The sequence below is a fragment of the Curvibacter sp. PAE-UM genome (genome assembly GCF_001432305.1).
Classification (GTDB): domain Bacteria; phylum Pseudomonadota; class Gammaproteobacteria; order Burkholderiales; family Burkholderiaceae_C; genus Hylemonella.
In genome coordinates, this window is the sequence record NZ_KQ483358.1 from 2,701,938 (window position 1) to 2,722,103 (window position 20,166).

General features: G+C 65.5%; 23 protein-coding genes. 4 read left to right on the forward strand and 19 right to left on the reverse strand.

Annotation, left to right across the window (positions count from 1 at the left end; all coding sequences use genetic code 11):
* Positions 1 to 6 precede the first annotated feature (6 nt).
* From AO057_RS13035 to hemN, 6 genes are all read right to left on the reverse strand, one after another.
* Complete coding sequence (locus AO057_RS13035; RefSeq protein WP_057676363.1) at positions 7 to 519, reverse strand: 3-hydroxyacyl-ACP dehydratase FabZ family protein; 513 nt, start codon at positions 517 to 519, stop codon at positions 7 to 9.
* A 58-nt stretch (positions 520 to 577) separates the two neighbouring features.
* A complete protein-coding gene (locus AO057_RS13040) occupies positions 578 to 1,840 on the reverse strand; it encodes a beta-ketoacyl-[acyl-carrier-protein] synthase family protein (protein WP_240480781.1) in 1,263 nt (420 codons plus the stop codon).
* 33 nt (positions 1,841 to 1,873) lie between these two features.
* Positions 1,874 to 2,155, reverse strand: coding sequence for an acyl carrier protein (locus tag AO057_RS13045; RefSeq protein ID WP_057676364.1), 282 nt, complete (start codon positions 2,153 to 2,155; stop codon positions 1,874 to 1,876).
* Between the two features lie 241 nt (positions 2,156 to 2,396).
* Positions 2,397 to 3,179: a glycosyltransferase family 2 protein gene (locus AO057_RS13050; protein ID WP_057676365.1), complete on the reverse strand. Its 783-nt coding sequence runs from the start codon at positions 3,177 to 3,179 to the stop codon at positions 2,397 to 2,399.
* A 44-nt stretch (positions 3,180 to 3,223) separates the two neighbouring features.
* Positions 3,224 to 3,907 carry a sulfite exporter TauE/SafE family protein gene (locus tag AO057_RS13055; protein WP_057676366.1) on the reverse strand — a complete coding sequence of 228 codons (684 nt, stop codon included), beginning with the start codon at positions 3,905 to 3,907 and terminating at the stop codon, positions 3,224 to 3,226.
* 32 nt (positions 3,908 to 3,939) lie between these two features.
* The gene (gene hemN / locus AO057_RS13060) at positions 3,940 to 5,337 is read right to left on the reverse strand and encodes an oxygen-independent coproporphyrinogen III oxidase (RefSeq protein ID WP_057677290.1); all 1,398 of its coding nucleotides are present in this window, start codon (positions 5,335 to 5,337) and stop codon (positions 3,940 to 3,942) included.
* 125 nt (positions 5,338 to 5,462) lie between these two features.
* On the opposite strand from hemN, the gene fnr reads away from it, so the two are divergent.
* Positions 5,463 to 6,185 (forward strand): fumarate/nitrate reduction transcriptional regulator Fnr, encoded by a 723-nt coding sequence (fnr, locus tag AO057_RS13065; protein WP_057677291.1) that lies wholly within the window; start codon positions 5,463 to 5,465, stop codon positions 6,183 to 6,185.
* Between the two features lie 21 nt (positions 6,186 to 6,206).
* On the opposite strand, the gene AO057_RS13070 is transcribed toward fnr, so the two are convergent.
* The 9 genes from AO057_RS13070 to AO057_RS13110 form a co-directional block, all read right to left on the reverse strand.
* Positions 6,207 to 6,500 (reverse strand): hypothetical protein, encoded by a 294-nt coding sequence (locus tag AO057_RS13070; protein WP_057676367.1) that lies wholly within the window; start codon positions 6,498 to 6,500, stop codon positions 6,207 to 6,209.
* A gap of 29 nt (positions 6,501 to 6,529) precedes the next feature.
* Complete coding sequence (locus tag AO057_RS13075) at positions 6,530 to 6,814, reverse strand: FixH family protein (protein WP_057676368.1); 285 nt, start codon at positions 6,812 to 6,814, stop codon at positions 6,530 to 6,532.
* Positions 6,815 to 6,827: 13 nt separating this feature from the next.
* Entirely contained in the window at positions 6,828 to 8,285 is a 1,458-nt protein-coding gene (ccoG, locus tag AO057_RS13080) for a cytochrome c oxidase accessory protein CcoG (RefSeq protein ID WP_057676369.1), read from the reverse strand.
* A 15-nt stretch (positions 8,286 to 8,300) separates the two neighbouring features.
* A complete protein-coding gene (ccoP, locus tag AO057_RS13085; protein ID WP_057676370.1) occupies positions 8,301 to 9,218 on the reverse strand; it encodes a cytochrome-c oxidase, cbb3-type subunit III in 918 nt (305 codons plus the stop codon).
* Between the two features lie 21 nt (positions 9,219 to 9,239).
* The gene (locus AO057_RS13090) at positions 9,240 to 9,377 is read right to left on the reverse strand and encodes a CcoQ/FixQ family Cbb3-type cytochrome c oxidase assembly chaperone (protein ID WP_057676371.1); all 138 of its coding nucleotides are present in this window, start codon (positions 9,375 to 9,377) and stop codon (positions 9,240 to 9,242) included.
* 16 nt (positions 9,378 to 9,393) lie between these two features.
* Entirely contained in the window at positions 9,394 to 10,020 is a 627-nt protein-coding gene (gene ccoO, locus AO057_RS13095; RefSeq protein WP_057676372.1) for a cytochrome-c oxidase, cbb3-type subunit II, read from the reverse strand.
* A gap of 13 nt (positions 10,021 to 10,033) precedes the next feature.
* Entirely contained in the window at positions 10,034 to 11,470 is a 1,437-nt protein-coding gene (ccoN, locus tag AO057_RS13100) for a cytochrome-c oxidase, cbb3-type subunit I (RefSeq protein ID WP_057676373.1), read from the reverse strand.
* A gap of 77 nt (positions 11,471 to 11,547) precedes the next feature.
* Positions 11,548 to 11,685 carry a cbb3-type cytochrome oxidase assembly protein CcoS gene (ccoS, locus tag AO057_RS13105; protein ID WP_057676374.1) on the reverse strand — a complete coding sequence of 46 codons (138 nt, stop codon included), beginning with the start codon at positions 11,683 to 11,685 and terminating at the stop codon, positions 11,548 to 11,550.
* Positions 11,685 to 14,042, reverse strand: coding sequence for a heavy metal translocating P-type ATPase (locus tag AO057_RS13110; protein WP_082605556.1), 2,358 nt, complete (start codon positions 14,040 to 14,042; stop codon positions 11,685 to 11,687). The genes ccoS and AO057_RS13110 overlap by 1 nt, the downstream gene beginning before the upstream one ends.
* 112 nt (positions 14,043 to 14,154) lie before the next feature.
* Here AO057_RS13110 and AO057_RS13115 point away from each other — a divergent pair, with 112 nt between their 5' ends.
* From AO057_RS13115 to AO057_RS13125, 3 genes are all read left to right on the forward strand, one after another.
* Positions 14,155 to 14,598 carry a universal stress protein gene (locus AO057_RS13115; protein ID WP_057676375.1) on the forward strand — a complete coding sequence of 148 codons (444 nt, stop codon included), beginning with the start codon at positions 14,155 to 14,157 and terminating at the stop codon, positions 14,596 to 14,598.
* A gap of 160 nt (positions 14,599 to 14,758) precedes the next feature.
* A complete protein-coding gene (locus AO057_RS13120) occupies positions 14,759 to 15,571 on the forward strand; it encodes a hypothetical protein (RefSeq protein ID WP_057676376.1) in 813 nt (270 codons plus the stop codon).
* 66 nt (positions 15,572 to 15,637) lie between these two features.
* Positions 15,638 to 16,453 carry a hypothetical protein gene (locus AO057_RS13125; RefSeq protein ID WP_057676377.1) on the forward strand — a complete coding sequence of 272 codons (816 nt, stop codon included), beginning with the start codon at positions 15,638 to 15,640 and terminating at the stop codon, positions 16,451 to 16,453.
* Between the two features lie 67 nt (positions 16,454 to 16,520).
* Here AO057_RS13125 and AO057_RS13130 read toward each other — a convergent pair whose 3' ends face one another.
* From AO057_RS13130 to AO057_RS18345, 4 genes are all read right to left on the reverse strand, one after another.
* Positions 16,521 to 18,053, reverse strand: coding sequence for a malonate--CoA ligase (locus AO057_RS13130; RefSeq protein ID WP_057676378.1), 1,533 nt, complete (start codon positions 18,051 to 18,053; stop codon positions 16,521 to 16,523).
* Positions 18,054 to 18,070: 17 nt separating this feature from the next.
* Positions 18,071 to 18,859, reverse strand: a complete 789-nt coding sequence (locus AO057_RS13135; protein WP_057676379.1) for an enoyl-CoA hydratase/isomerase family protein — start codon at positions 18,857 to 18,859, stop codon at positions 18,071 to 18,073.
* 48 nt (positions 18,860 to 18,907) lie between these two features.
* Positions 18,908 to 19,906: a Bug family tripartite tricarboxylate transporter substrate binding protein gene (locus AO057_RS13140; protein ID WP_057676380.1), complete on the reverse strand. Its 999-nt coding sequence runs from the start codon at positions 19,904 to 19,906 to the stop codon at positions 18,908 to 18,910.
* Positions 19,907 to 19,942: 36 nt separating this feature from the next.
* Positions 19,943 to 20,166 (reverse strand): malonyl-CoA decarboxylase domain-containing protein (locus AO057_RS18345; RefSeq protein ID WP_240480783.1); only part of this gene is annotated, 224 nt, incomplete at its 5' end.

Here is a 20,166-nt window from a genome sequence, read left to right on the forward strand (position 1 = left end):
ACCGGCTCAGGCAGCGCGCTGGGCGAGGCTGGCCAGGCCTTCCATCACCGCCTGGCGCGGGGAGTTGATCACCAGGATCTCGATCTGGGCAGCTTCATCGCCGCCCACGGTCAACAGGGCCGTGACCGCAGCCGCCGTTTCCGACATGGGCCGCGTGCGCACATCCACCTGCACGGTTTCACGCGGGAGCACCGGGCGCTTGAAGCTGCACTTGCGGATGCTTGCCAGCAAACCCAGGTAGTCGCCTTCCAGGCGACGCGCCGCCGGGGAGCCCGCCCGCATGCCAGCGCCGGCAACCTGCGCCACCAGCTCCACCAGCATCACGCCCGGCACCAGCGGCAGGCCGGGGAAGTGGCCGCGCAGGATGGCACCGTCCGCAGACCAGCACGCACTGGCCTGGTAGTGATCGTGGTCCAGCACCGTGAGGCGCTCGATCAGCTGCATGTCACCGCGGTGCGGCAGCAGCTGGTAGACGCCTGCGGCGTCGAGCTCGATGGGATAACTGAGCGTATCGCTCATCAGCAGACCTCCGCCCTGCAGGCTGCGGCGCCATTGGCCCTGGGAGCGGCCCGGCGGCTCATGCGTAGCGTCGCGCGATCAGCGAGACATTGCTGCCGCCGAAGGCGAAGGAATTGGACATGACGGCCTTCAGGGACTGGCCGTGGCGCGCCTGGCGGGGTACGTAGTCCAGGGTACAGCGCGGGTCCGGCTGGTCAAGGAAAGCCGTCGGCGGAATGCTGCCGCTCTGCATGGCCAGCAGGCTGATGGCGAATTCGGTCGCGCCGGCGGCCCCGATCAGGTGCCCGTGCTGGGACTTGGTGGAACTCACGGGCAGGTGATCGGCATGATCGCCAAAGACCTGGCGGATGGTCTCGCTCTCCACCACGTCACCAGCCTCGGTGGCCGTGCCGTGGGCGTTCAGGTAATGGATGCCGGCCGGCGCGATGCCGGATTCATCGAGCGCCATGCGGATGGCACGGTACTGGCCTTCGCTGGACGGCAGGGTCAGGTGGCTGGCGTCGCTGCTGCTGCCATACCCGCAGATTTCGCCGTAGATCGTCGCCCCGCGGCGCAGGGCGGACTCTGCCGTCTCCAGCACCAGTGCGGCCGCGCCCTCGCCGAGTACGAAACCGCTGCGGTCCTGGTCGAAGGGCCGGCAGCTGGCCGCCAGATTGTCGGGGTGGGGCTTGGCCATCACGCGCAGCGCATTCCAGGCCATGAAGACGCCGGGCACGTTCATGGCCTCGGCGCCGACGACCACGATGGCATCGGTATACCCGTGGCGGATGCTGCGGTAGGCCTCGCCCAGCGCCATGGCCGAGGAGGAACAGGCCACGCTGTAGGTGTGTGTCGGGCCGCGGAACCGGTGGGCCATCGAAATGGCGGCCGTGGCGGCATTGGGCATGAGCCGCGGCACGGAGAGCGGGTGCATCACCGTCGGGTTGCGGCCGGCCTGCAACTGCTCGTACAAGCGGGTGTAGAGGGCTTCGCCGGTGGTCGCGCCGCCCAGGCCGATGCCGGCAAACACGCCGACACGCTCAGGCTGGATATCCCATTCAGCAGCCCGGGCATCCGCCAGTGCTTCGCGGCTGGCCAGCAGGGCGAATTGCGTGGCGCGGTCCAGGCCCTGCTCGTTGCGGTCCAGCGCTTGTGCAAAGGCGGGGTCGACATCGGCCGCCAGGGCATGGGGCAGCCACTGGGTGATCCCGGGTGCGGCGGGCCGGATGGCGCTGTCGCCCTGCAGGAGGCGATCAAAGCTGGCCGTGCGCGTGAGGCCCAGTGGCGTCAGCAGGCCGATGCCAGTGACGACGACACGCTGCACGGTCGGGTGGCTTGACATGGGCCGGAATCAGCGCTTCCCGCCGGCGGCCACTCAGGCCTTGCCCTGCAGGGAAGCCGGCGCCGGAATCTGGCCGTTGTTGGCCGCGCGGATGGTGGTCTCCATATCGGCCACCATCTCGTCAAAGCTCATGCTGCTGTAGCGCGCCGGATCGTCCACCTGAAAGCCGTAGAGGTCTTCGACCTCGAACAGCATTTCAACCACGCCCAGCGAGTCTAGGCCGAGGTCAGCGACCTTGAGCCCGGGCTGGTCGAACACGGCCGGGTCGACGTTGAACTGTTGAATGACGAAATCTTTGATGATCTGACGCAGCATGGTGACTCTGTTTCCTCATGGGCTCCCGCGGTCTGGCAGGTAAATCCGTCCGCCTTGCGGTCCGGAATTCACAGCTGACGAGCATCCCAGGGAATTTGTTGTTGTACACGGCACCAGGCAGGAAACACCCTGTCCGGCTACAGCCATGTGCCCCGACAAGTTGGCCCATGGTCAGGATCAAATTGTACCCAGATTCCCCCAGGATTCGCACGGAAAAGCTGGCCCCGCCGAACGGTCCAGCTCAGCGGCGGCGACCACCCAGGCGTCGTACCAGCAGCAGCGGCAGGCGCAGGGCAAAACCCAGCATCAGGCGCGTGTGCATCCAGGTCAGCAAGGCGTTGTCGCGCAGGTAGTTGAAGTGCGAGACGCCGCCCTCCTCAGGCCGCAGGTATTTGACCGGCGCGTCGATATTGAGCGGCCAGACACCGGCCCAGCACAGGCGCACGGCGGCTTCGATGTCGAAATCGAAACGGCGCATCCAGCGCTGGCCGCGCATGATCTTCAGCAAAGGCGACACCGGATAGACGCGAAAACCGTAGAGCGAGTCGCCGATGCCCATCCACAGCGTCTCCAGATTGGCCCAGGCATTGGATACCTTGCGCCCCTGCACGCGCAGCGCTGGCGCATCGGCAGCAAAGACCGGCTTGCCCAGCACCATGCGGCAGACATCGTCGCCCGAAGCCTGCATGAAAGCCGGGATCAGCTGCGCGGGGTGCTGGCCATCGGAATCCATGGTCAGCACATGCGTGTAACCGGCCGCCTCGGCCAGCGCCAGCCCGTGCAAAACGGCTGCGCCCTTGCCCTGGTTCTGCGCCAGCACCATGACTTTCAGGTCAGGCTCCTGTGCGGCCAAAGCCTGCAGCTGCGCCCCGGTGCCATCCGTGCTGCCGTCGACCACCACCCAGACCGGAGCCCAGTGGTGCAAGGCCTCCTGCACGGTCTCCAGCACCTTGGGGCCGGTGTTGTAGCTGGGGATCAGAACCAGATGGGTGCGCGAAGGCGTGGCGCCGGGAGGACATGACATGGGCGTGGATTATGGCAAACGGTCGTGACAGGCCCGGCTCGGGATCAGCCGGCCGGGGTGATGCACCACGGCGCCGTGTCGTGCACCAGTCCCATCCACAGCGCCCAGGCCGAACTGGCGGCCAGCGCCAGGCCGGCCAGGCGCACGCCCCAGTCACCGCGGCCCGTGCCGCGCAGGCGCAGCCATAACCAGGGGCCGGCCATCATGGAAACGGCCGTGCCAGCGGCGAAGAGCGCCATGACGGCCGCGCCTTCGATGGCGCTACCGGTCATGGCCGCCACCAGCAGGGCCGAATACAGCAGGCCGCAGGGCAACAAGGCCCACAGCGTGCCCACCACCAGCGGTGCGCCACGGCCGCGGCCAGCGGCCAGCGCACGGGCACCGCTCCACAGGCGGCGCGCGGCATTTTCCAGCCAGACCGGCTGCTGCGCGCGCACCAGCAGCACCAGACCCAGCATGAAGGCCGCCACATGAAACAGGGTCCAGACCGGGCGCAGCGCGGCCGACTGGATGGTGAGCCAGCCCAGGCCCTGGATGGAAGCCGCAGCCAGGCCACCCAGTGCCGCGTAACCCAGCACGCGACCGAGCTGGAACACCCACATGGCCTCGTTGCGGCGTTCGCCGGCGGCCTGGCCCAAACCGGCGCAGGCCGCGCCGCACATGGCGATGCAATGGGGGCCACCGGCCAGGCCCATGAGCAGGGCCGTGACAGCCAGGGAAGTCTGCATGACGCAAGTTTAGGGCAAGGGCCCGGGCGTTCTCAGATGATCTTGGAGAAGCGCGCGCGGTTGCGGTCCGCCTGCAGGTAGCGGTCGAAGGCCATGGCCACGGCGCGCACGAAGAACCAGCCCTTGGCACTCACCTGGATGCCGCCGTCGTCCAGCGTCACCAGACCCTGCTCAGCCAGTTCCTGCAGGGCCTCGAGTTCGGGGGCGAAGTAGGTCTTGAAGTCGATCAGGTAGGCCAGGTTGATGGACTCGTACAGCACCTCGCCCTGGCACATCAGCGCCATGATGACGGCGCGGCGCACCAGGTCATCGCGAGAGAGCGCCAGGCCCCGCACCACGGCAAACTGGCCATGGTCGATGGCGTCGTAGTACTCCTCCAGTGTCTTGGCGTTCTGGCTGTAGGTGGCACCGATGCGGCCGATGGACGAGACGCCCAGGCCGATCAGGTCGCAGTCGGGCTGGGTGCTGTAACCCTGGAAGTTGCGGTGCAGACGCCCCTGGCGCTTGGCCACGGCCAGCGCGTCGTTGGGCAGGGCGAAGTGGTCCATGCCCACGTAGACATAACCCACGCCCATGAAACGTGCCATGGCTTCGGACAGCATGGCCACCTTGGCCGGCGCACCCGGCAACTCGGCCGTCGCGATGCGGCGCTGCGGCTTGAAGCGTTCGGGCAGGTGGGCATAGGCGTACAGGGCGATGCGGTCCGGCCGCAGTTCGTTGACCTGCTGGATCGTGCGGGCGAAGGACTCCGGCGTCTGCTGCGGCAGCCCGTAGATCAGGTCGACGTTGACCGAGTCGAAGCCACGCTCGCGCGCGGCCTGCACCAGGGCAAAGACCTGCTCGGCCGGCTGCACGCGGTGCACCGCCTTCTGCACGGCGGGGTCGAAGTCCTGCACACCGAAACTCAGGCGGTTGAAGCCCAGCTCGGCCAGGGTGTCGAGCCGGCCGGCATCGATGGTGCGCGGATCGACCTCGATGGAGTATTCACCACCGGGCGCCAGCGTGAAGCTGCGCTTGAGCATGGCCATCAACTCGCGCAATTCGACGTCGCTCAGGAAGGTCGGCGTGCCGCCGCCCAGATGCAGTTGGGTGACCGTCTGGCCCACGCCCAGCTGGGCGGTGTGCAGGTCCACCTCGCGGCTCAGGTAGCGCAGGTACTCGGCCGCGCGGTCGTGGTGCTTGGTGATGATCTTGTTACAGGCGCAGTAGTAGCACAGCGACTCGCAGAACGGCACATGCACGTAGAGCGAAAGCGGCAGCACCAGGGCGGCCGCGCCCGAGCGGCGCTGCTGCAGGGCGCGCAGGTAATCGTCAGGGCCGAAAGCCTCGACGAAGCGGTCCGCCGTCGGGTAGGAGGTGTAACGTGGCCCGGCCACGTCGTGGCGACGCAGCAGTTCGGCGGAGACGGGCTCGACGGTTTCGGCATTCATGATGGTGTCACTGTGCCGCGAACGGGCCGCCACCACCTTGACTTGCATCAAAAGCTGGTAAGGTAGGGGCTGTGAGATCTCCCCTGCCCCCGGAGCGTCCTATGGCCGATGTCAAAATACAGCGCATGAATCCGCAAACTATCAAAGTTGCCTGCTCCAACTGCAATCTGCGCGAGCTTTGCATGCCCATGGGGCTGAGTACCGAGGAAATCGACCGCCTGGACGAGATGGTCGCCACCCGCCGCAAGATCAAGCGCGGCACCGCCCTCTTCCGCAACGGCGAGAAATTCAGTTCGCTCTACGCCATCCGCACGGGTTTCTTCAAGACCTGTGTCGCCTCCGAGGACGGGCGCGACCAGGTGACCGGCTTCCAGATGGCCGGCGAGATCATCGGCCTGGACGGCATCGTCAACGACCACCACACCTGTGACGCGGTCGCCCTGGAAGACGCCGAGGTCTGCGTCATGCCCTTCGACCGCATCGAGGATCTGTCGCGCGAGATCAACGGCCTGCAGCGCCACGTGCACAAGATCATGAGCCGCGAGATCGTGCGCGAACACGGGGTCATGCTGCTGCTGGGCAGCATGCGGGCCGAGGAACGGCTGGCGGCCTTCCTGCTGAACCTGGTGCAGCGCCTGCACGCGCGGGGTTTCTCGCAGTCCGAACTGATCCTGCGCATGACGCGCGAGGAAATCGGCAGCTACCTGGGTCTCAAGCTAGAGACCGTCAGCCGCACCTTCTCCAAGTTCGTGGAGGACGGCATTGTCGAGGTCAAGCAGCGCCATGTGCGTATCCTCGACACCGAGGCCCTGTCCCGCCTGGTCAATCACCAGACCGAGTGCCACTGAGGCCGAACGGCCCCGGCTCTTTCAGCAACAGCCTTCCTGCTTGGGGCAGCCCTCGGGCCGTTCGTCCTGCGGCAGCGGACACTGGTTCAGCTCGAAAGGCGACATCGCCAGCAGCGTTGTGAGCGCGCTGGAGAGCATGGTGATGCCCCAGAAGACGAAGAAGGCGATGGTGTAAATGCCCTGGCGCGACATCTCGACCGGCTGGCCGAACCAGTGCAGGTCATGCGGATCGACCATGGCAAACACCAGCATCTCCAGCACGCCTGCGACCAGAAAGGCCGGCCAAGCGACCCACATGAGCTTTTGCAGTTTCATCTTGCCCTCCTCGTGTCAGGTGGCCGAATTCAAGGCTTGTCAGCCGGCCGGGCCGGCGGCGGCGCGCCCGTGGCAGCGTGGTTGCGCGCCTGCACGGCTGGCGCCAGGCTGGCCGGATCGGCCTCGAGCGTCTTGTTGATCTCGATGCCCTTGCGATAGTAGTCCTGGCTGATCACCGGGTCGGGCATGCTCACGGCCAGGTAGAGGGTGATGAAACCGGCGATCACCACGATGATCGGACCGGCCAGCACCAGCCAGACATGGCCGAATTTCCACCAGGGTGGGGGCGGCACGGCAGGGTTCGTCTCGTTCATTCGGCTAGGCTCCTCAACGTGGCACCAGGAACACCGACTTCTCGCGCAATTGCGCTGAACTGTCGCGTGCGGTGATCTCGAAATGGATGGGGTGGGTACCGGCAGCGGCAGCCTCATAGGGCAACTGCACACGCACCGCAACCCAGCGCGATTGCGTGGATTCGACCACGACCTGATCTTCGGAAGCCACGGCCAGGCCCGGCAGGCCGCTGACCGTAAGGCGGTAGTGCTGTTCGGACTCGGTAGCGTTCATGACCTGCAGGCGGTAGACGTTCTCGATCATGCCGCCAGCCACGATCCGCGCCATCACGCCGCGGTCGCGCACCACGTCCACCTTGAAGGGCGTGCGTAGCGCCAGGCTCACCAGCATGGCGATGCAGACCCCGGCCAGGATCGAGGTGTAGACCAGCACGCGCGGTCGGAAGACGTGCCGCCAGGTCTCGGCGCTCGTCCACTTGTTCTTGATGGCGTTCTGCGTCGAGTACTTGACCAGGCCACGCGCGTAGCCCATCTTGTCCATCACGGTGTCGCAGACATCGGCGCACGCGCCGCAGCCGATGCACTCGTACTGCAGGCCCTTGCGGATGTCGATGCCGGTTGGGCAGACCTGCACGCACAGGCTGCAATCCACGCAGGCACCGAGCTTCAGCGCCGCCGGATCAGCCTTGCGCGAACGCGCACCTCGCGGTTCACCACGCTCGGTGTCGTAGGTGACGATCAGCGTGTCCTTGTCGAACATGGCGCTCTGGAAACGCGCATAAGGGCACATGTACTTGCAGACCTGCTCGCGCATGAAACCGGCATTGCCGTAGGTGGCAAAACCGTAGAAGATGACCCAGAACACTTCCCAGGACGACATGCGCCACTGGATGAACTCCAGGCCCAGCTCCTTGATAGGCGTGAAGTAGCCCACGAAGGTGTAGCCGGTCCACAGCGCCACGGCCAGCCAGGCCAGATGCTTGCCGCCCTTGCGGGTGATCTTGTTCAGCGACCACGGTCCGGCGTCGAGCCGCATGCGGGCCGAGCGGTCACCTTCGATCCGGTGTTCGATCCAGAGGAAGATTTCGGTGTAGACCGTCTGCGGACAGGCATAACCGCACCACAGGCGACCCGCCACGGCTGTGAACAGGAACAGCGCGAGCGCGGAGATGACCAGCAGGCCGGTCAGGTAGATGAAGTCCTGCGGGTACAGGACCAGACCGAAGATGTAGAAGCGGCGCGCCCCCAGGTCGAACAGCACGGCCTGACGCTGGCCCCACTCCAGCCAGGGCAGGCCATAGAAGACCAGCTGGGTCAGCCAGACAAAGACCCAGCGCCAGCGGCTGAAAAGGCCACTGACGCTGCGAGGATAGATCTTCTGCTGGGCCTGGTACAGCGAGACCATCTCCGCATCATCCGCGTCGACGGCCGAAGCCGGCGCCAGCGCGGCGATGGGGATGACCTTCTGGCCCTTGGGGTCTGATTCTGTCAACTGAACTCCCAGCCCTTACTTGGCCGCCACCTTGCTGCCGCCGGAACGGCTCCAGACATAGGCCGACAGCACATGGATCTGGGCAGCGCTGAGCTTGTCTTCCTGCGCCGGCATCTGGTTGACCTTGCCGTTGGTGATCATGGCAACGATGGCATTCTCGCCCCAGCCGTGCAGCCAGGTGTCGTCGGTCAGGTTGGGCGCACCCAGGGCCGGATTGCCCTTGCCGTCCATGCCATGGCAGGCGGCGCAAGCGCCGAACTTGGCCTTGCCCAGCGAGGCGCGCAGCGAATCGTGCGGACTGTTGGACAGGCTCAGCACGTATTGAGCCACGTTCTTGACGTCATCAGGGGTGCCCACGGCCGCCGCCATGGGCGGCATATTGCCCATGCGACCCTTGGTGATGGATTCCTTGATCTGCTCGGGCGCACCACCCCAGAGCCAGTCGCCGTCGCTCAGGTTGGGGAAGCCCTTGCTGCCGCGGGCGTCAGAGCCGTGGCATTGCGCACAGTTGTTCATGAACACGCGCTCGCCGATGGCCAGGGCCTGCGGATCCCGCGCCATGTCCTGCACGCTCATGGCGGCGAAGCGGGCATACAGCGGGGCCACTTCCTTCTCGCCCTTGGCCATCTCGGCCTCGTACTGGCCCTGCTGGCTCCAGTTCAGCTTGCCCGGGCTGTTGCCCAGACCCGGGTACATGGCCAGGTAGACCAGGCTGAAGACCACGGTGATGATGAACAGCCAGACCCACCAGCGCGGCAGGGGGTTGTTCATCTCGCGCAGGTCGCCGTCCCAGACGTGGCCGGTGGTGTTGTCGTTGGCGGTCATGGCCTTGGCCTTGCCGCTGACCCAGAGCAGGACCAGGCAGGCAATGATGCCGACGAGGGTGACTGCCGTGACGAAGACCGACCAGAAGTTGCTTGTGAAATCGCTCATTTTTCTTCCTTTGACGGCGCGTTAATCCTGCTCGAAAGGCAGTTGGGCGGCCTTCTCGAAATCGGCCGCATTGCGGCTCGACCAGGCCCACAGCACGATACCGATGAAGCAGATCAGGCCCGCAACGGTAACGGCGGAACGAAGGGTGTTGACGTCCATGATGGGGTCTCCGTCTTTACTTGAGGGCCGTGCCCAGAACCTGCAGATAGGCGATCAGGGCGTCCATTTCAGACTTGCCCTTGACCTCCTCGCTCGCCTTGGCGATCTGCTCGTCGGTGTAGGGAACCCCGACCGTGCGCAGCGCCCTCATGTGCGTCGGCAGCGAAGCCGCGTCGACCATGTCCTTGGTCAGCCAGGGGTAAGCCGGCATATTGGACTCGGGCACGAGGTCACGCGGGTTGTTCAGGTGGATGCGGTGCCATTCGTCGCTGTAACGACCGCCCACGCGCGCCAGGTCGGGGCCGGTGCGCTTGCTGCCCCACTGGAAGGGGTGGTCATAGACCGACTCGCCCGCCACCGAGTAGTGGCCATAGCGCAGGGTCTCGGCGCGGAAGGGGCGGATCATCTGCGAGTGGCAGTTGTAGCAGCCCTCGCGGACATAGACATCGCGCCCGGCCAGCTGCAGCGCGGTATAGGGCTGGATGCCCTTGATCGGCTCAGTGGTGGACTTCTGGAAGAACAGCGGGACGATCTCGACCAGACCGCCGACCAGTAGCACCAGCAGGATGAGGACGATCATCAGGAAGTTGTTGGTCTCGATCTTCTCGTGCGAGATGCCGCCGGATTTTGTGTTGTTAGCCATGGTGTATTCCTTCTCAGGCGTGGGCAGCGGCGGCCGGGATGGTGACGTTGGTCGCACGACCGGCGGTGGCCGTCTTGATCACGTTCCACAACATGACCAGCATGCCGCCGAGGTAGAGCAGACCGCCCAGCAGGCGCAGCACGTAGAACGGGAAGGTGGCCTTGACCGATTCGACGAAGGTGTAGGTCAGGGTGCCGTCCGGGTTGATGGCACGCCACATCAGGCCCTGCATCACGCCGGCGATCCACATGGCAGCGATGTAGATCACGATGCCGATGGTGGCCGTCCAGAAGTGCACTTCCACCGCCCTCATGCTGTACATCTGCTTCTGGCCGAACAGGCGCGGGATCAGGTAGTACATGGAACCCATGGTCACCAGGCCGACCCAGCCCAGGGCGCCGGAGTGCACGTGGCCCACGGTCCAGTCGGTGTAGTGGCTCAGGGCGTTGACGGTCTTGATCGACATCATCGGGCCCTCGAAGGTGCTCATGCCGTAGAAGGACAGCGAGACGATCAGGAAACGCAGGATGGGGTCGTCACGCAGCTTGTGCCAGGCGCCCGACAGGGTCATGATGCCGTTGATCATGCCGCCCCAGCTGGGTGCCAGCAGGATCAGCGAGAACACCATGCCGACCGATTGCGTCCAGTCCGGCAGCGCGGTGTAGTGCAGATGGTGCGGGCCGGCCCACATATAGGTGAAGATCAGGGCCCAGAAGTGCACGATGGACAGGCGGTAGCTGTACACCGGGCGCTCGGCCTGCTTGGGGATGAAGTAATACATCATGCCCAGGAAGCCAGCCGTCAGGAAGAAGCCGACGGCGTTGTGGCCGTACCACCACTGCACCATGGCGTCCTGCACACCGGCATAGGCCGAGTAGGACTTCATCAGGCCGGCAGGAATAGCGGCGCTGTTGACCAGATGCAGCAGCGCCACAGCGAGGATGAAAGCGCCGAAGAACCAGTTGGCCACGTAGATGTGGCGCACCTTGCGGGTGCCGACGGTGCCGAAGAAGACGATGGCAAAGCTGACCCAGACCAGGGTGATCAGGATGTCGATCGGCCACTCCAGTTCGGCGTATTCCTTGCCCTGGGTGTAACCCAGCGGCAGGGAGATGGCGGCCAGCACGATGACCAGCTGCCAGCCCCAGAAGGTGAAGGCCGCGAGCTTCTCGCCGAACAGGCGCACCTGGCAGGTCCGCTGCACCACGTAATAGGCGGCTGCGAACAGGCCGCAACCGCCGAAGGCGAAGATCACCGCGTTGGTGTGCAAGGGCCGCAGGCGACCGTAGCTCAGCCAGGAAATGCCGAAATTGAGTTCAGGCCAGGTCAGCTGGGCGGCGATGATCACGCCGACCAGCATGCCGACCACGCCCCAGACCACCGTCATGATGGCGAACTGTCTGACAACGCTATCGTTATAGACCGTCGCTTGTTGGTTTGAAAATGCCATGTGCACCTCTCTTCTTGATTAACCCTACGAAGTTTCCGCTTTTAACCCTGCAAGGGGTTTGACGAATATCAAAGCGTTCAGGAATCCCTCAGAATTCGCTCGCCCTCGGCCTCGATGTCCTCGAACTGGCCACGCTCGATCGCCCACCACAGCCCGCCCAGGATGAAAAACACCAGGGCGACCGACAGCGGGATGAGCAGATACAGTATGTCCATCAGATGGCTTCCTTGTGACTTGAGTCAACGACCAGCCGCAGGGCATTGAGCACCACCAGCAGCGAACTGGCCGCCATGCCCAGGCCGGCCAGCCAGGCCGGCAACCAGCCGGCCACGGCCAGCGGCACGCAGGCAGCGTTGTAAACCACGGCCCAGACCAGGTTCTGGCGCACGATGCGCAGGGTGCGGCGTGCCAGCGCCAGCGCCCGGCCCACGCTGGCCAGTTCCTCGCCCAGCACCACGAAATCGGACTGCGCCTGCGCCAGGGGGACGGCTTGGCCAAAAGCAAACGAGACATGGGCACCGGCCAGCGCCGGGCCGTCGTTCAGGCCATCGCCCACCACCACCACCTTGCGCCCCTGCTGCTGTGCGGCCCGCAGAAAAGCCAGCTTGTCCTGCGGCGTGCAGGCGCCTTGCGCCCCGCGTATGCCTAGCCGGGCTGCCACACGGGCCACGGCAGGCGCCGCATCACCCGAAAGGATGCGCACTTCCATGCCCTGGGCCTGCAGCGCGGCCACGGTGGCTGCCGCATCGGGGCGGATGTCTTCACCCAGTTCGAAGATGGCCAGCCAGCCCTGCGCATCACTCAGGACGGCATGCGGGCCCGCCGGTGCGGCAACGCTGACACCGCAATGCGCCTGGGATCCCAGGCGTAGTTCCTGGGTCACGCCCCCCCGACCCGGCGGCGGGCTGACCAGTCCCCGCAAGCCCTGACCCGAAGCTTCATGCACCTGCTCGGACCGCCAGGCCAACACACCCTCGCCCTGCCCGGCCGCGACCAGCGCACGCGAAACCGGATGCAGGGACTGTTGCGCCAGCGCCATGGCCATGCCCAGCGCCTCGGTGCGCTCCACGCCTTCGCGGGTCAGAACGGACTGCAACACCATGGCATCGCGCGTGAGCGTGCCGGTCTTGTCGAACACCACCATATCCGCCTCGGCCAGCGCCTCCAGCGCCCCCAGGCGGCGTACCAGCACGCCTTGGCGCGCCAGCGTGCCAGCGGCGGCCAGCATGGCCGCCGGCGTGGCCAGCGACAAGGCGCAGGGACAGGTCACCACCAGCACGGCCACCGCCACCATCAGCGCGTGACCGGGATCGTGCGACCACCAGAAGGCGGCCGCGCCACCCGCCGCCAGCAGCACGCCGATCAGGAAGGGCCGCGCCATGCGGTCGACCAGCTGCGCCAGTTGCGGCCGGCTGGTGGCGGCCTGCTCCATCAGGGCCACGATCTGGGCGAAACGCGTGTCGTCGCCGATGCGCTCCACGCGCACGAGCACGGCCGCATGGAGGTTGTGGCTGCCGGCGATCACGGTCGCGCCCACACCGCGCGGCAGCGGGCGGGACTCGCCCGTGAGCAGGGCCTCGTCGGCCAGGGTTGCGCCCTCGATCACCGTGCCGTCCGCCGGGAAAGCCTCGCCCGGCAGCACCCGCAGGACATCACCGGGCAACAGGCGACGCACCGCGACGCGTTCGAACTCGCCGTCGCTGCGCCGGCGCAGCACGCTGTCGGGCAACCGGTTCATCAGGGCATCCAGCGCGCCAGCGGTGCGCTCGCGCAGCCGCTGCTCGAACCAGCGCCCGGTCAGCAGGAAAAAGACGAACATGGTCAGCGAGTCGAAATAGACCTCGCGCCCGAAGATGCCCTGCGGCTCGAAAGTGCCGGCCGTGCTGACCACGAAGGTGATGCCCATGCCCAAGGCCACCGGCAGGTCCATGCTGACGCGCCGCTGCAACACGTCGCGCCAAGCCGCGGAGAAGAAGGGACCACAGGAAAACAGCAAAACCGGCAGCGTCAGCACCCAGGAAGCCCAGCGCAGCAACTGCTCCATCTCGGCCGTCAGGTCGCCGGGCTCGGCCACATAGGCCGGCCACGCGTACATCATGACCTGCATCATGCAGAAACCCGCCACCGCCCATCGCCACAGGGCCTTGCGGGTGTCCTGCCGGCGGCGCTCGCTGGCAAAGGCGTCGTTGGCCGGCACGGCGCGGTAGCCGGCGCGACGCACGGCCTCCATCCAGCCCGAGGGCAACACGGCGTCGGCTTGCCAGAGCACGCGCGCACGCCGGCTGCCGGCACTGACACTCGCAACACTCACGCCCGGCACGCTGCGCAGGGCATCCTCGACCGTCAGCGCGCAGGCAGCGCAGTGCATGCCCTCAATGACCAGATGGGACTCCCACCAGCCCGGGCGCTCGTCCAGCGGGCGGCTGAAGGCTGACCAGGCGGCCGGATCGTCGAGCAGTTGGCCGGCCTCGGCCTGCGGCACGGGCTCTGCCGGACCTGGACCGGACGCAGATAGACCTGCTCCAGACACCGACAGGAGTTGCGCAGACCCGGCAAGACTGGCAGATTGCATGGTGGTCAAGCGTAGCTGGCAGCACCCGCCTCCAGCTTGATATGGATCAAGACCATAACAGAACCCGGTGGAGTAATCTAGAGCCGCTCGAACAACCCAAGGAGATCAACTCATGTACCAACGCATCCTCGTCGCCACCGATGGCAGCACCCTGTCCAAGAAGGCCGTGAGCAGCGCCCTCGCCCTGGCCAGGCTCAGCGGCGCCGAAGTGGTCGCCCTCAAGGTAGTGCCACGTTATCCGCAAAGCTATTTCGAAGGCGGCCTGGCCCTGCCCCTGAGTGACATCAACAAGATCGAAAAGCAATGGGCCGCGCATGGCCAGGCCATCGTGGACACCGTCGCCAAGTCGTCCGCCGCCAAGGGTCTCACGGTCAAGGCCGTCATCGCCAAGTCCGATCTGATCAGCGAGGCTATCATCGCCACCGCCAAGAAGCACAAGTGCGACCTCATCGTCATGGCCTCCCATGGCCGCAAGGGCATCAAACGCCTGCTGCTGGGCAGCGAGACCCAGCAGGTGCTGACCCACTCGCACATCCCGGTGCTCGTGCTGCGCTGACACCTTCCGGGGTCGTGATCCGTTTCTGCAGGCCTGGAGCACCTTGGTGCTTCAGGCCTTGTTGTTTCTTGTCTACGTCACCGGGGAAGTGCTCCCCATCTGATAGTATTTTCAGATGGTCATGGACGCCATCAATAATTAATCTCAAGGAGGATCCCCGATGCTGAAATGGACGGCCCCCTGGCTGCTCGCGCTGGCTGCGCTGCCGACACTGGCGCAGGCCCAAGGCCTGCCCCTCAAGACTGTCACGGGAGGGGATGTCGGCATCCAGGTCTTCGGCCACACCTTCGACGCCGACCGCGATGGCGCCTTCGACATGTGGCTGGACAGCAAGAAGATCGGTCTGGCAGGCAGCATCGCCCAGGTGCTGGAAGACGACTGGCACTGGGGTGGCGAAGCGCGGATGGCAACGGGCGTAACCACCTTCTCCAGCGCCGCGCGCGGCAGCAACAGCGGCAACGCCGAAACCTTGACGGAATTTCGTCTGACACTGGGGCGCGATTTCACCGCTGGACAGCAGGTGCTCGCCCCCTACACCGGCCTGGGCTACCGCACCGTGCTGAGCTACCTCAAGGGCTATACGAATGCCGGCTATATCTCGCCCACACGCAATGGCAACCTGGTGTACCTGCCGATCGGCGTGATCCACCGCTACAGCCTGGGCAGCGATGCCCGCCTGGCCACCACGCTGGAATACGATCACCTGCTGCAGGGAACACAGAAGACCCATTACACCGACATCGTCGGTTATGTCAGCGACCTGAGCGTGACGCAGAAAAAGGGCAAGGGTGCGCGCCTGAGCGTGGCCTACGAAACCGCACGCTGGTCGACCAGCGTGTTCTTCCACTACTGGAACATCGAAGAGTCCGAGGTTGGGACCTACGCCAACACGACCACGGTCTTTTCCGCGACCGAGGCACACAACATCAGCCGCGAGTTGGGCATCCAGATCAGGTACCGCTTTGGCCAGTAAAACGGCACGCCTCCGGCATGCTGCAGGCATGGCCGGGCCGTACTGACCACATCAGGGAGCAAATAATTGAAAACGTTCGTCACGATCAGCCTGGCCATGCTGGCCAGCATCAGCACAACGGCCTCCGCACAGGGCCTGCCACTGCAGACCACCACGGGCGGAGAAATCGGCATCCAGGTCTCCAGCTACAAATACGAGGAAGACCGCAACGGCAACTTCTTCATGGCACTGGAAGGCAGGAAGCTCGGCCTGACGGGCAGCTTCACGCAGGCCTACGGTGACAGCTGGTACTGGGGCGGCGATATCCGTTATGCCAGCGGCAATGCCGACTACACCAGTGCCGGCACCGGCGACAAAAGCGCGAACCCCGACAGCTACGTCGATGCACGTGTCACCTTCGGCCGGGACTTCGACGTCGGCAGCCAGGTGCTGTCACCTTATGCGGGCCTGGGTTACCGCTACCTCAACAGCGACCTGCGCGGCTACACCACTACCGGCGCGGCCGGCTACCGGCGCACCAGCAACTACATCTACCTTCCCCTGGGCGTGACGCACCGCTTCCGCATGGGCCCCGAAGCACGCTTCGCCACCACCTTCGAATACGACTACCTGCTCCAGGGCATGCAACGCTCCTACACGACGGACGTGCCCGCAGGGGGCTACGACAGGGACCTGAACAACCAGCAGCGCAACGGCCACGGACTGCGCCTGAGCCTGGCCTACGAGGCTGAAAGCTGGTCGGCCGGTGTCTTCTATCATTACTGGAACATTGCCGATTCCGACATCGGGGTCTATACCTCACCCGGCCTGGTCTATACCGGCTACGAGCCGCACAACATCACGCGCGAGGTCGGCGTGCAGGTGAAATACCGGTTCCGCTGAGAAACCGGACCTTTCAAGCAAGAACGCCGGCATCGCCGGCGTTCTTGCTTTGCGGCTCGAGCCGGGATCAGGCAAACAACTGCTTGTACTGATCGCGCAGCAGGTTCTTCTGCACCTTGCCCATGGTGTTGCGCGGCAGGTCATCCACCACGTAGCACTTCTTGGGGATCTTGAAGTTGGCCAGCTTGGACTTGAGCACGGCGATGATCTGCTCCCCATCGACGGCCGCCCCCGCCTTGCGCACCACCACGGCCACCCCTACCTCGCCGAAATCCGGGTGCGGCACACCCACCAACGCGCTCTCGGCCACGCCGGGCAGCTCGTTGATGTAACCCTCGATCTCGGCCGGGTAGACGTTGTAGCCGCCGCTGATGATCAGGTCCTTGCTGCGGCCGACGATGGCCACGTAGCCGCGCTCATCGATCTTGCCCACGTCGCCGGTCCGGAAGTAGCCGTCCTCGGTGAATTCTTCCTTCGTCTTCTCGGGCATGCGCCAGTAGCCCTTGAACACGTTCGGACCCTGGACCTGGATGCCGCCGATCTCGCCCACCGGCAAGGACCGGCCGGTCTCGTCACAGACACGCAGGCTCACACCCGGCAGCGGGAAACCCACCGTGCCGCCACGGCGCTCGCCCTGGGCAGCGAGGTAGGGATTGGACGTCAGCATGATGGTCTCACTCATGCCGTAGCGCTCCAGGATGGTGTGGCCGGTACGCTGCTGCCAGGCGACGAACGTCTCGATCAGCAGCGGCGCCGAACCGGCGATGAACAGGCGCATGTTGCGCACGACCTCGCGGGTGAGCCCCGGCTCGGCCAGCAGGCGCACGTAGAGCGTGGGTACACCCATGAAAACGGTGGCTTCGGGCATCTTCTCGAGCAGGCGTTTCGGATCGAACTTCGCCATCCAGAACATCTTGCTGCCGTTGAGCAGCGCGCCATGCAGGGCCACGAACAGGCCGTGCACGTGGAAGATGGGCAGCGCATGGATGAGCACGTCACCGGGTTTCCAGCCCCAGTAGTCCTTCAGCACCTGGGCATTGCTCAGCAGGTTGCCGTGCGTCAGCATCGCGCCCTTGCTGCGGCCCGTGGTGCCGCTGGTGTAGAGGATGGCGGCCAGGTCATCGGCCTGGCGCTCGACCGGCACGTGGCGGTCCGAGCAGTGGGCAGCACGCTCCAGCAGCGAACCGCTGCGGTTGTCGTCCAGGGTGTAGACGTGCTGCGTGCCGGCCTTGAAGGCCAGCTTGCTGACCCAGCCGAAATTCTTGGGGCTGCAGACCACCACAGCCGGCTCGGCGTTGCCGATGAAGTATTCGATCTCGGCGCTCTGGTAGGCCGTGTTCAGCGGCAGGAAGACGTAGCCGGCGCGCAGCGTGGCCAGATACAGCATCATGGCCTCGACCGACTTCTCCACCTGCACTGCCACGCGCGCGCCCTCGGGCAGATTCAGCGACTGCAGCAGATTGGCCAGCATGGCCGTGGCGCGTTCCAGGTCGCGCCAGGAATAGCTCAGGCCGTTGTCGGTCTCGATGGCCACGGCATCAAGCTGGGCGGGAAAGGCTGCACGCAGTGCGGAAAACAGGTTGGCGTTGGGTCGGGACATGGTGCGGTTCACAAAGGTCAGGGAATCGGAACGGAGAATTCGGCAGGCCGCTTGGCCAGGAAGGCCGTGATGCCTTCGCGGTGCTCGGGACTGTCGGCGTAGTCATAGGCCCGGGCCAGCAGGGCTGGCAGTGCATCGGGCGCGCCGGACTGCAGGGTACGCAAAGTCTGTTTGTTCAGGCGGGCAGCCTGCGGCGCGAGTGCCACGATGCGCTGCGTGGTGCCGGCGATCTCCCCGGCCATCGCCTCTTCGGAGACGATGCGCTGCACAAAGCCACGCGCCAGCATCTGCTGTGCCGTCAGCACGGCCGCCTCCAGCAGCATCTCGCGGACCGTCGGCCCCCCGGCCTCGCGCAGGACCAAAGCGGCTTCACGCGGCGCCATGGGAAACCCCAGCCGGCCGATGGGCGCACCGAAGCGCGACGAATCGGCGGCGATGCGGATGTCGCAGCAGCAGGCGATCTCGACGCCCGCCCCCATGCAGTTGCCCTCGATCTGCGCCACCACGGGAACGTCGCAATCCAGAACGGCCTGCAGCCCGCCCCAGACATCGTTCTCGTGAAAGTCGCGCAGGCCGGCTTCGCTGAAGCGAAAGTCGGGATACTCGAAAATATCCCCACCGGCACAGAAATGCCCGCCCTCCCCGCGCAGCACGACGCAACGCAAGGCTGCATCTTGCTGGAAGGAAACGAACACCGCGCGCAGTTCACGCCACATCGCGCGCGACATGGCGTTGAACCTGCCAGGATGGCTGAGCGTGACAAGCGCAAGCGCATCCTGCCGCTGCAGCTGGATACGGCCGCTCATGATCGAGGCTGGTCCATCAGACGTTCGCGACAGGGTCCGGGCGAACCATCAATCGAGCTTGGCGCCCGAGAGCTTGACCACCTGCGTCCAGCGCTTGACTTCCGCGCTGACGAACTGGCCGAACTGTTGCGGCGTCATGCTGCTGAATTCAGCGCCCTGGTTGGCCCAGACGGCCTTGGCCTCGGGGGTGTTGCCGGCCTTGCGGATCTCGTCCACCGCGCGGGCCTGCACCTCGGCGGGCGTGCCTTTGGGCGCCCAGATGCCGTACCAGGTCTGCACCGTGTAATCGGGCAGGCCCAGTTCGGCCGCACAGGGCACGTCGGGGAAAGCGGCATTGCGCTTGGATCCGGCCACCATCAGGGCCTTGATGCGACCGCCCTTGATGTGGGCAGCCGAGGAACCCAGGCCGTCGAACATCATGTCCACGTTGCCGGCGATCAGGTCCTGCAGGGCTGGACCGGCACCGCGGTAGGGAATGTGGGTGATGAAGGTGTTGGTCTGCTGCTTGAACAACTCGCCCGCCAGGTGGTGCGAAGTGCCGCTACCGGCCGAGCCGTAGTTCAGACGGCCCGGGTTCTTGCGCAGCATCTCCAGGAAGGACTTGAAATCGCTCTCGGTGACCTTCTTGGGGTTGACCACCAAGACCTGCGGCACCGTGGCCACCAGCACCAGCGGTACGAAATCCTTCTCGATGTCGTAATCGAGCCTGGGGTACATCGAGGGGGCAATGGTGTGGTGCACCGCCCCCATGAAGAGGGTGTAGCCATCCGGCTGGGCCTTGGCTGCGATGCTCGCGCCCAGCGTGCCGCCGGCGCCGCCGCGGTTGTCGATGATGAGCTGCTTGCCGGTCAGCCGGGAAAACGATGCCGACAGGGGGCGGGCAAAAGCATCGGTGCCACCGCCGGCCGGAAAGGGCACGACCACGGTGACCGGCTTGACCGGCCAGCCGGACTGCGCCTGCCCCAACAGGGGACCGGCGGCCAGGCCGGCCGCAGCCAGGCGCAGGATGTCGCGTCGGGTGCCGCGGAAGGGAAATGAGGTTGTCATGCTTGTCTCCTTTGGTTATATAAAAGCGAACCTGGCTCAGAACTGAAGATCCTCAATCGAAGCCGCAACGGCTATTCTGCCCTCTGCCAGCTGGGTTCGCTGACGGTCCAGACGCTTGAGATCGTAGAGGTAGTTGACCATCAGGCCAAACGACTGTTTGATGCCTTTGAGCGAAGGGTCGCCCATCCAGTTCAGCCGCTCGACGCGGGCGCCATTGCCCAGGTGAAAACGCGCCACCGGATCGGCGGGGTTGCCCCCCA

What these genes read in the sequence shown, in the direction of transcription:
- AO057_RS13035 (WP_057676363.1), bottom strand. Translation starts at nt 519, where the DNA reads ATGAGCGATACGCTCAGTTATCCCATCGAGCTCGACGCCGCAGGCGTC.
- AO057_RS13040 (WP_240480781.1), bottom strand. Translation starts at nt 1,840, where the DNA reads ATGTCAAGCCACCCGACCGTGCAGCGTGTCGTCGTCACTGGCATCGGC.
- AO057_RS13045 (WP_057676364.1), bottom strand. Translation starts at nt 2,155, where the DNA reads ATGCTGCGTCAGATCATCAAAGATTTCGTCATTCAACAGTTCAACGTC.
- AO057_RS13050 (WP_057676365.1), bottom strand. Translation starts at nt 3,179, where the DNA reads ATGTCATGTCCTCCCGGCGCCACGCCTTCGCGCACCCATCTGGTTCTG.
- AO057_RS13055 (WP_057676366.1), bottom strand. Translation starts at nt 3,907, where the DNA reads ATGCAGACTTCCCTGGCTGTCACGGCCCTGCTCATGGGCCTGGCCGGT.
- hemN (WP_057677290.1), bottom strand. Translation starts at nt 5,337, where the DNA reads ATGAATGCCGAAACCGTCGAGCCCGTCTCCGCCGAACTGCTGCGTCGC.
- fnr (WP_057677291.1), top strand. Translation starts at nt 5,463, where the DNA reads ATGAATCCGCAAACTATCAAAGTTGCCTGCTCCAACTGCAATCTGCGC.
- AO057_RS13070 (WP_057676367.1), bottom strand. Translation starts at nt 6,500, where the DNA reads ATGAAACTGCAAAAGCTCATGTGGGTCGCTTGGCCGGCCTTTCTGGTC.
- AO057_RS13075 (WP_057676368.1), bottom strand. Translation starts at nt 6,814, where the DNA reads ATGAACGAGACGAACCCTGCCGTGCCGCCCCCACCCTGGTGGAAATTC.
- ccoP (WP_057676370.1), bottom strand. Translation starts at nt 9,218, where the DNA reads ATGAGCGATTTCACAAGCAACTTCTGGTCGGTCTTCGTCACGGCAGTC.
- AO057_RS13090 (WP_057676371.1), bottom strand. Translation starts at nt 9,377, where the DNA reads ATGGACGTCAACACCCTTCGTTCCGCCGTTACCGTTGCGGGCCTGATC.
- ccoO (WP_057676372.1), bottom strand. Translation starts at nt 10,020, where the DNA reads ATGGCTAACAACACAAAATCCGGCGGCATCTCGCACGAGAAGATCGAG.
- ccoN (WP_057676373.1), bottom strand. Translation starts at nt 11,470, where the DNA reads ATGGCATTTTCAAACCAACAAGCGACGGTCTATAACGATAGCGTTGTC.
- ccoS (WP_057676374.1), bottom strand. Translation starts at nt 11,685, where the DNA reads ATGGACATACTGTATCTGCTCATCCCGCTGTCGGTCGCCCTGGTGTTT.
- AO057_RS13110 (WP_082605556.1), bottom strand. Translation starts at nt 14,042, where the DNA reads ATGCAATCTGCCAGTCTTGCCGGGTCTGCGCAACTCCTGTCGGTGTCT.
- AO057_RS13115 (WP_057676375.1), top strand. Translation starts at nt 14,155, where the DNA reads ATGTACCAACGCATCCTCGTCGCCACCGATGGCAGCACCCTGTCCAAG.
- AO057_RS13120 (WP_057676376.1), top strand. Translation starts at nt 14,759, where the DNA reads ATGCTGAAATGGACGGCCCCCTGGCTGCTCGCGCTGGCTGCGCTGCCG.
- AO057_RS13130 (WP_057676378.1), bottom strand. Translation starts at nt 18,053, where the DNA reads ATGTCCCGACCCAACGCCAACCTGTTTTCCGCACTGCGTGCAGCCTTT.
- AO057_RS13135 (WP_057676379.1), bottom strand. Translation starts at nt 18,859, where the DNA reads ATGAGCGGCCGTATCCAGCTGCAGCGGCAGGATGCGCTTGCGCTTGTC.
- AO057_RS13140 (WP_057676380.1), bottom strand. Translation starts at nt 19,906, where the DNA reads ATGACAACCTCATTTCCCTTCCGCGGCACCCGACGCGACATCCTGCGC.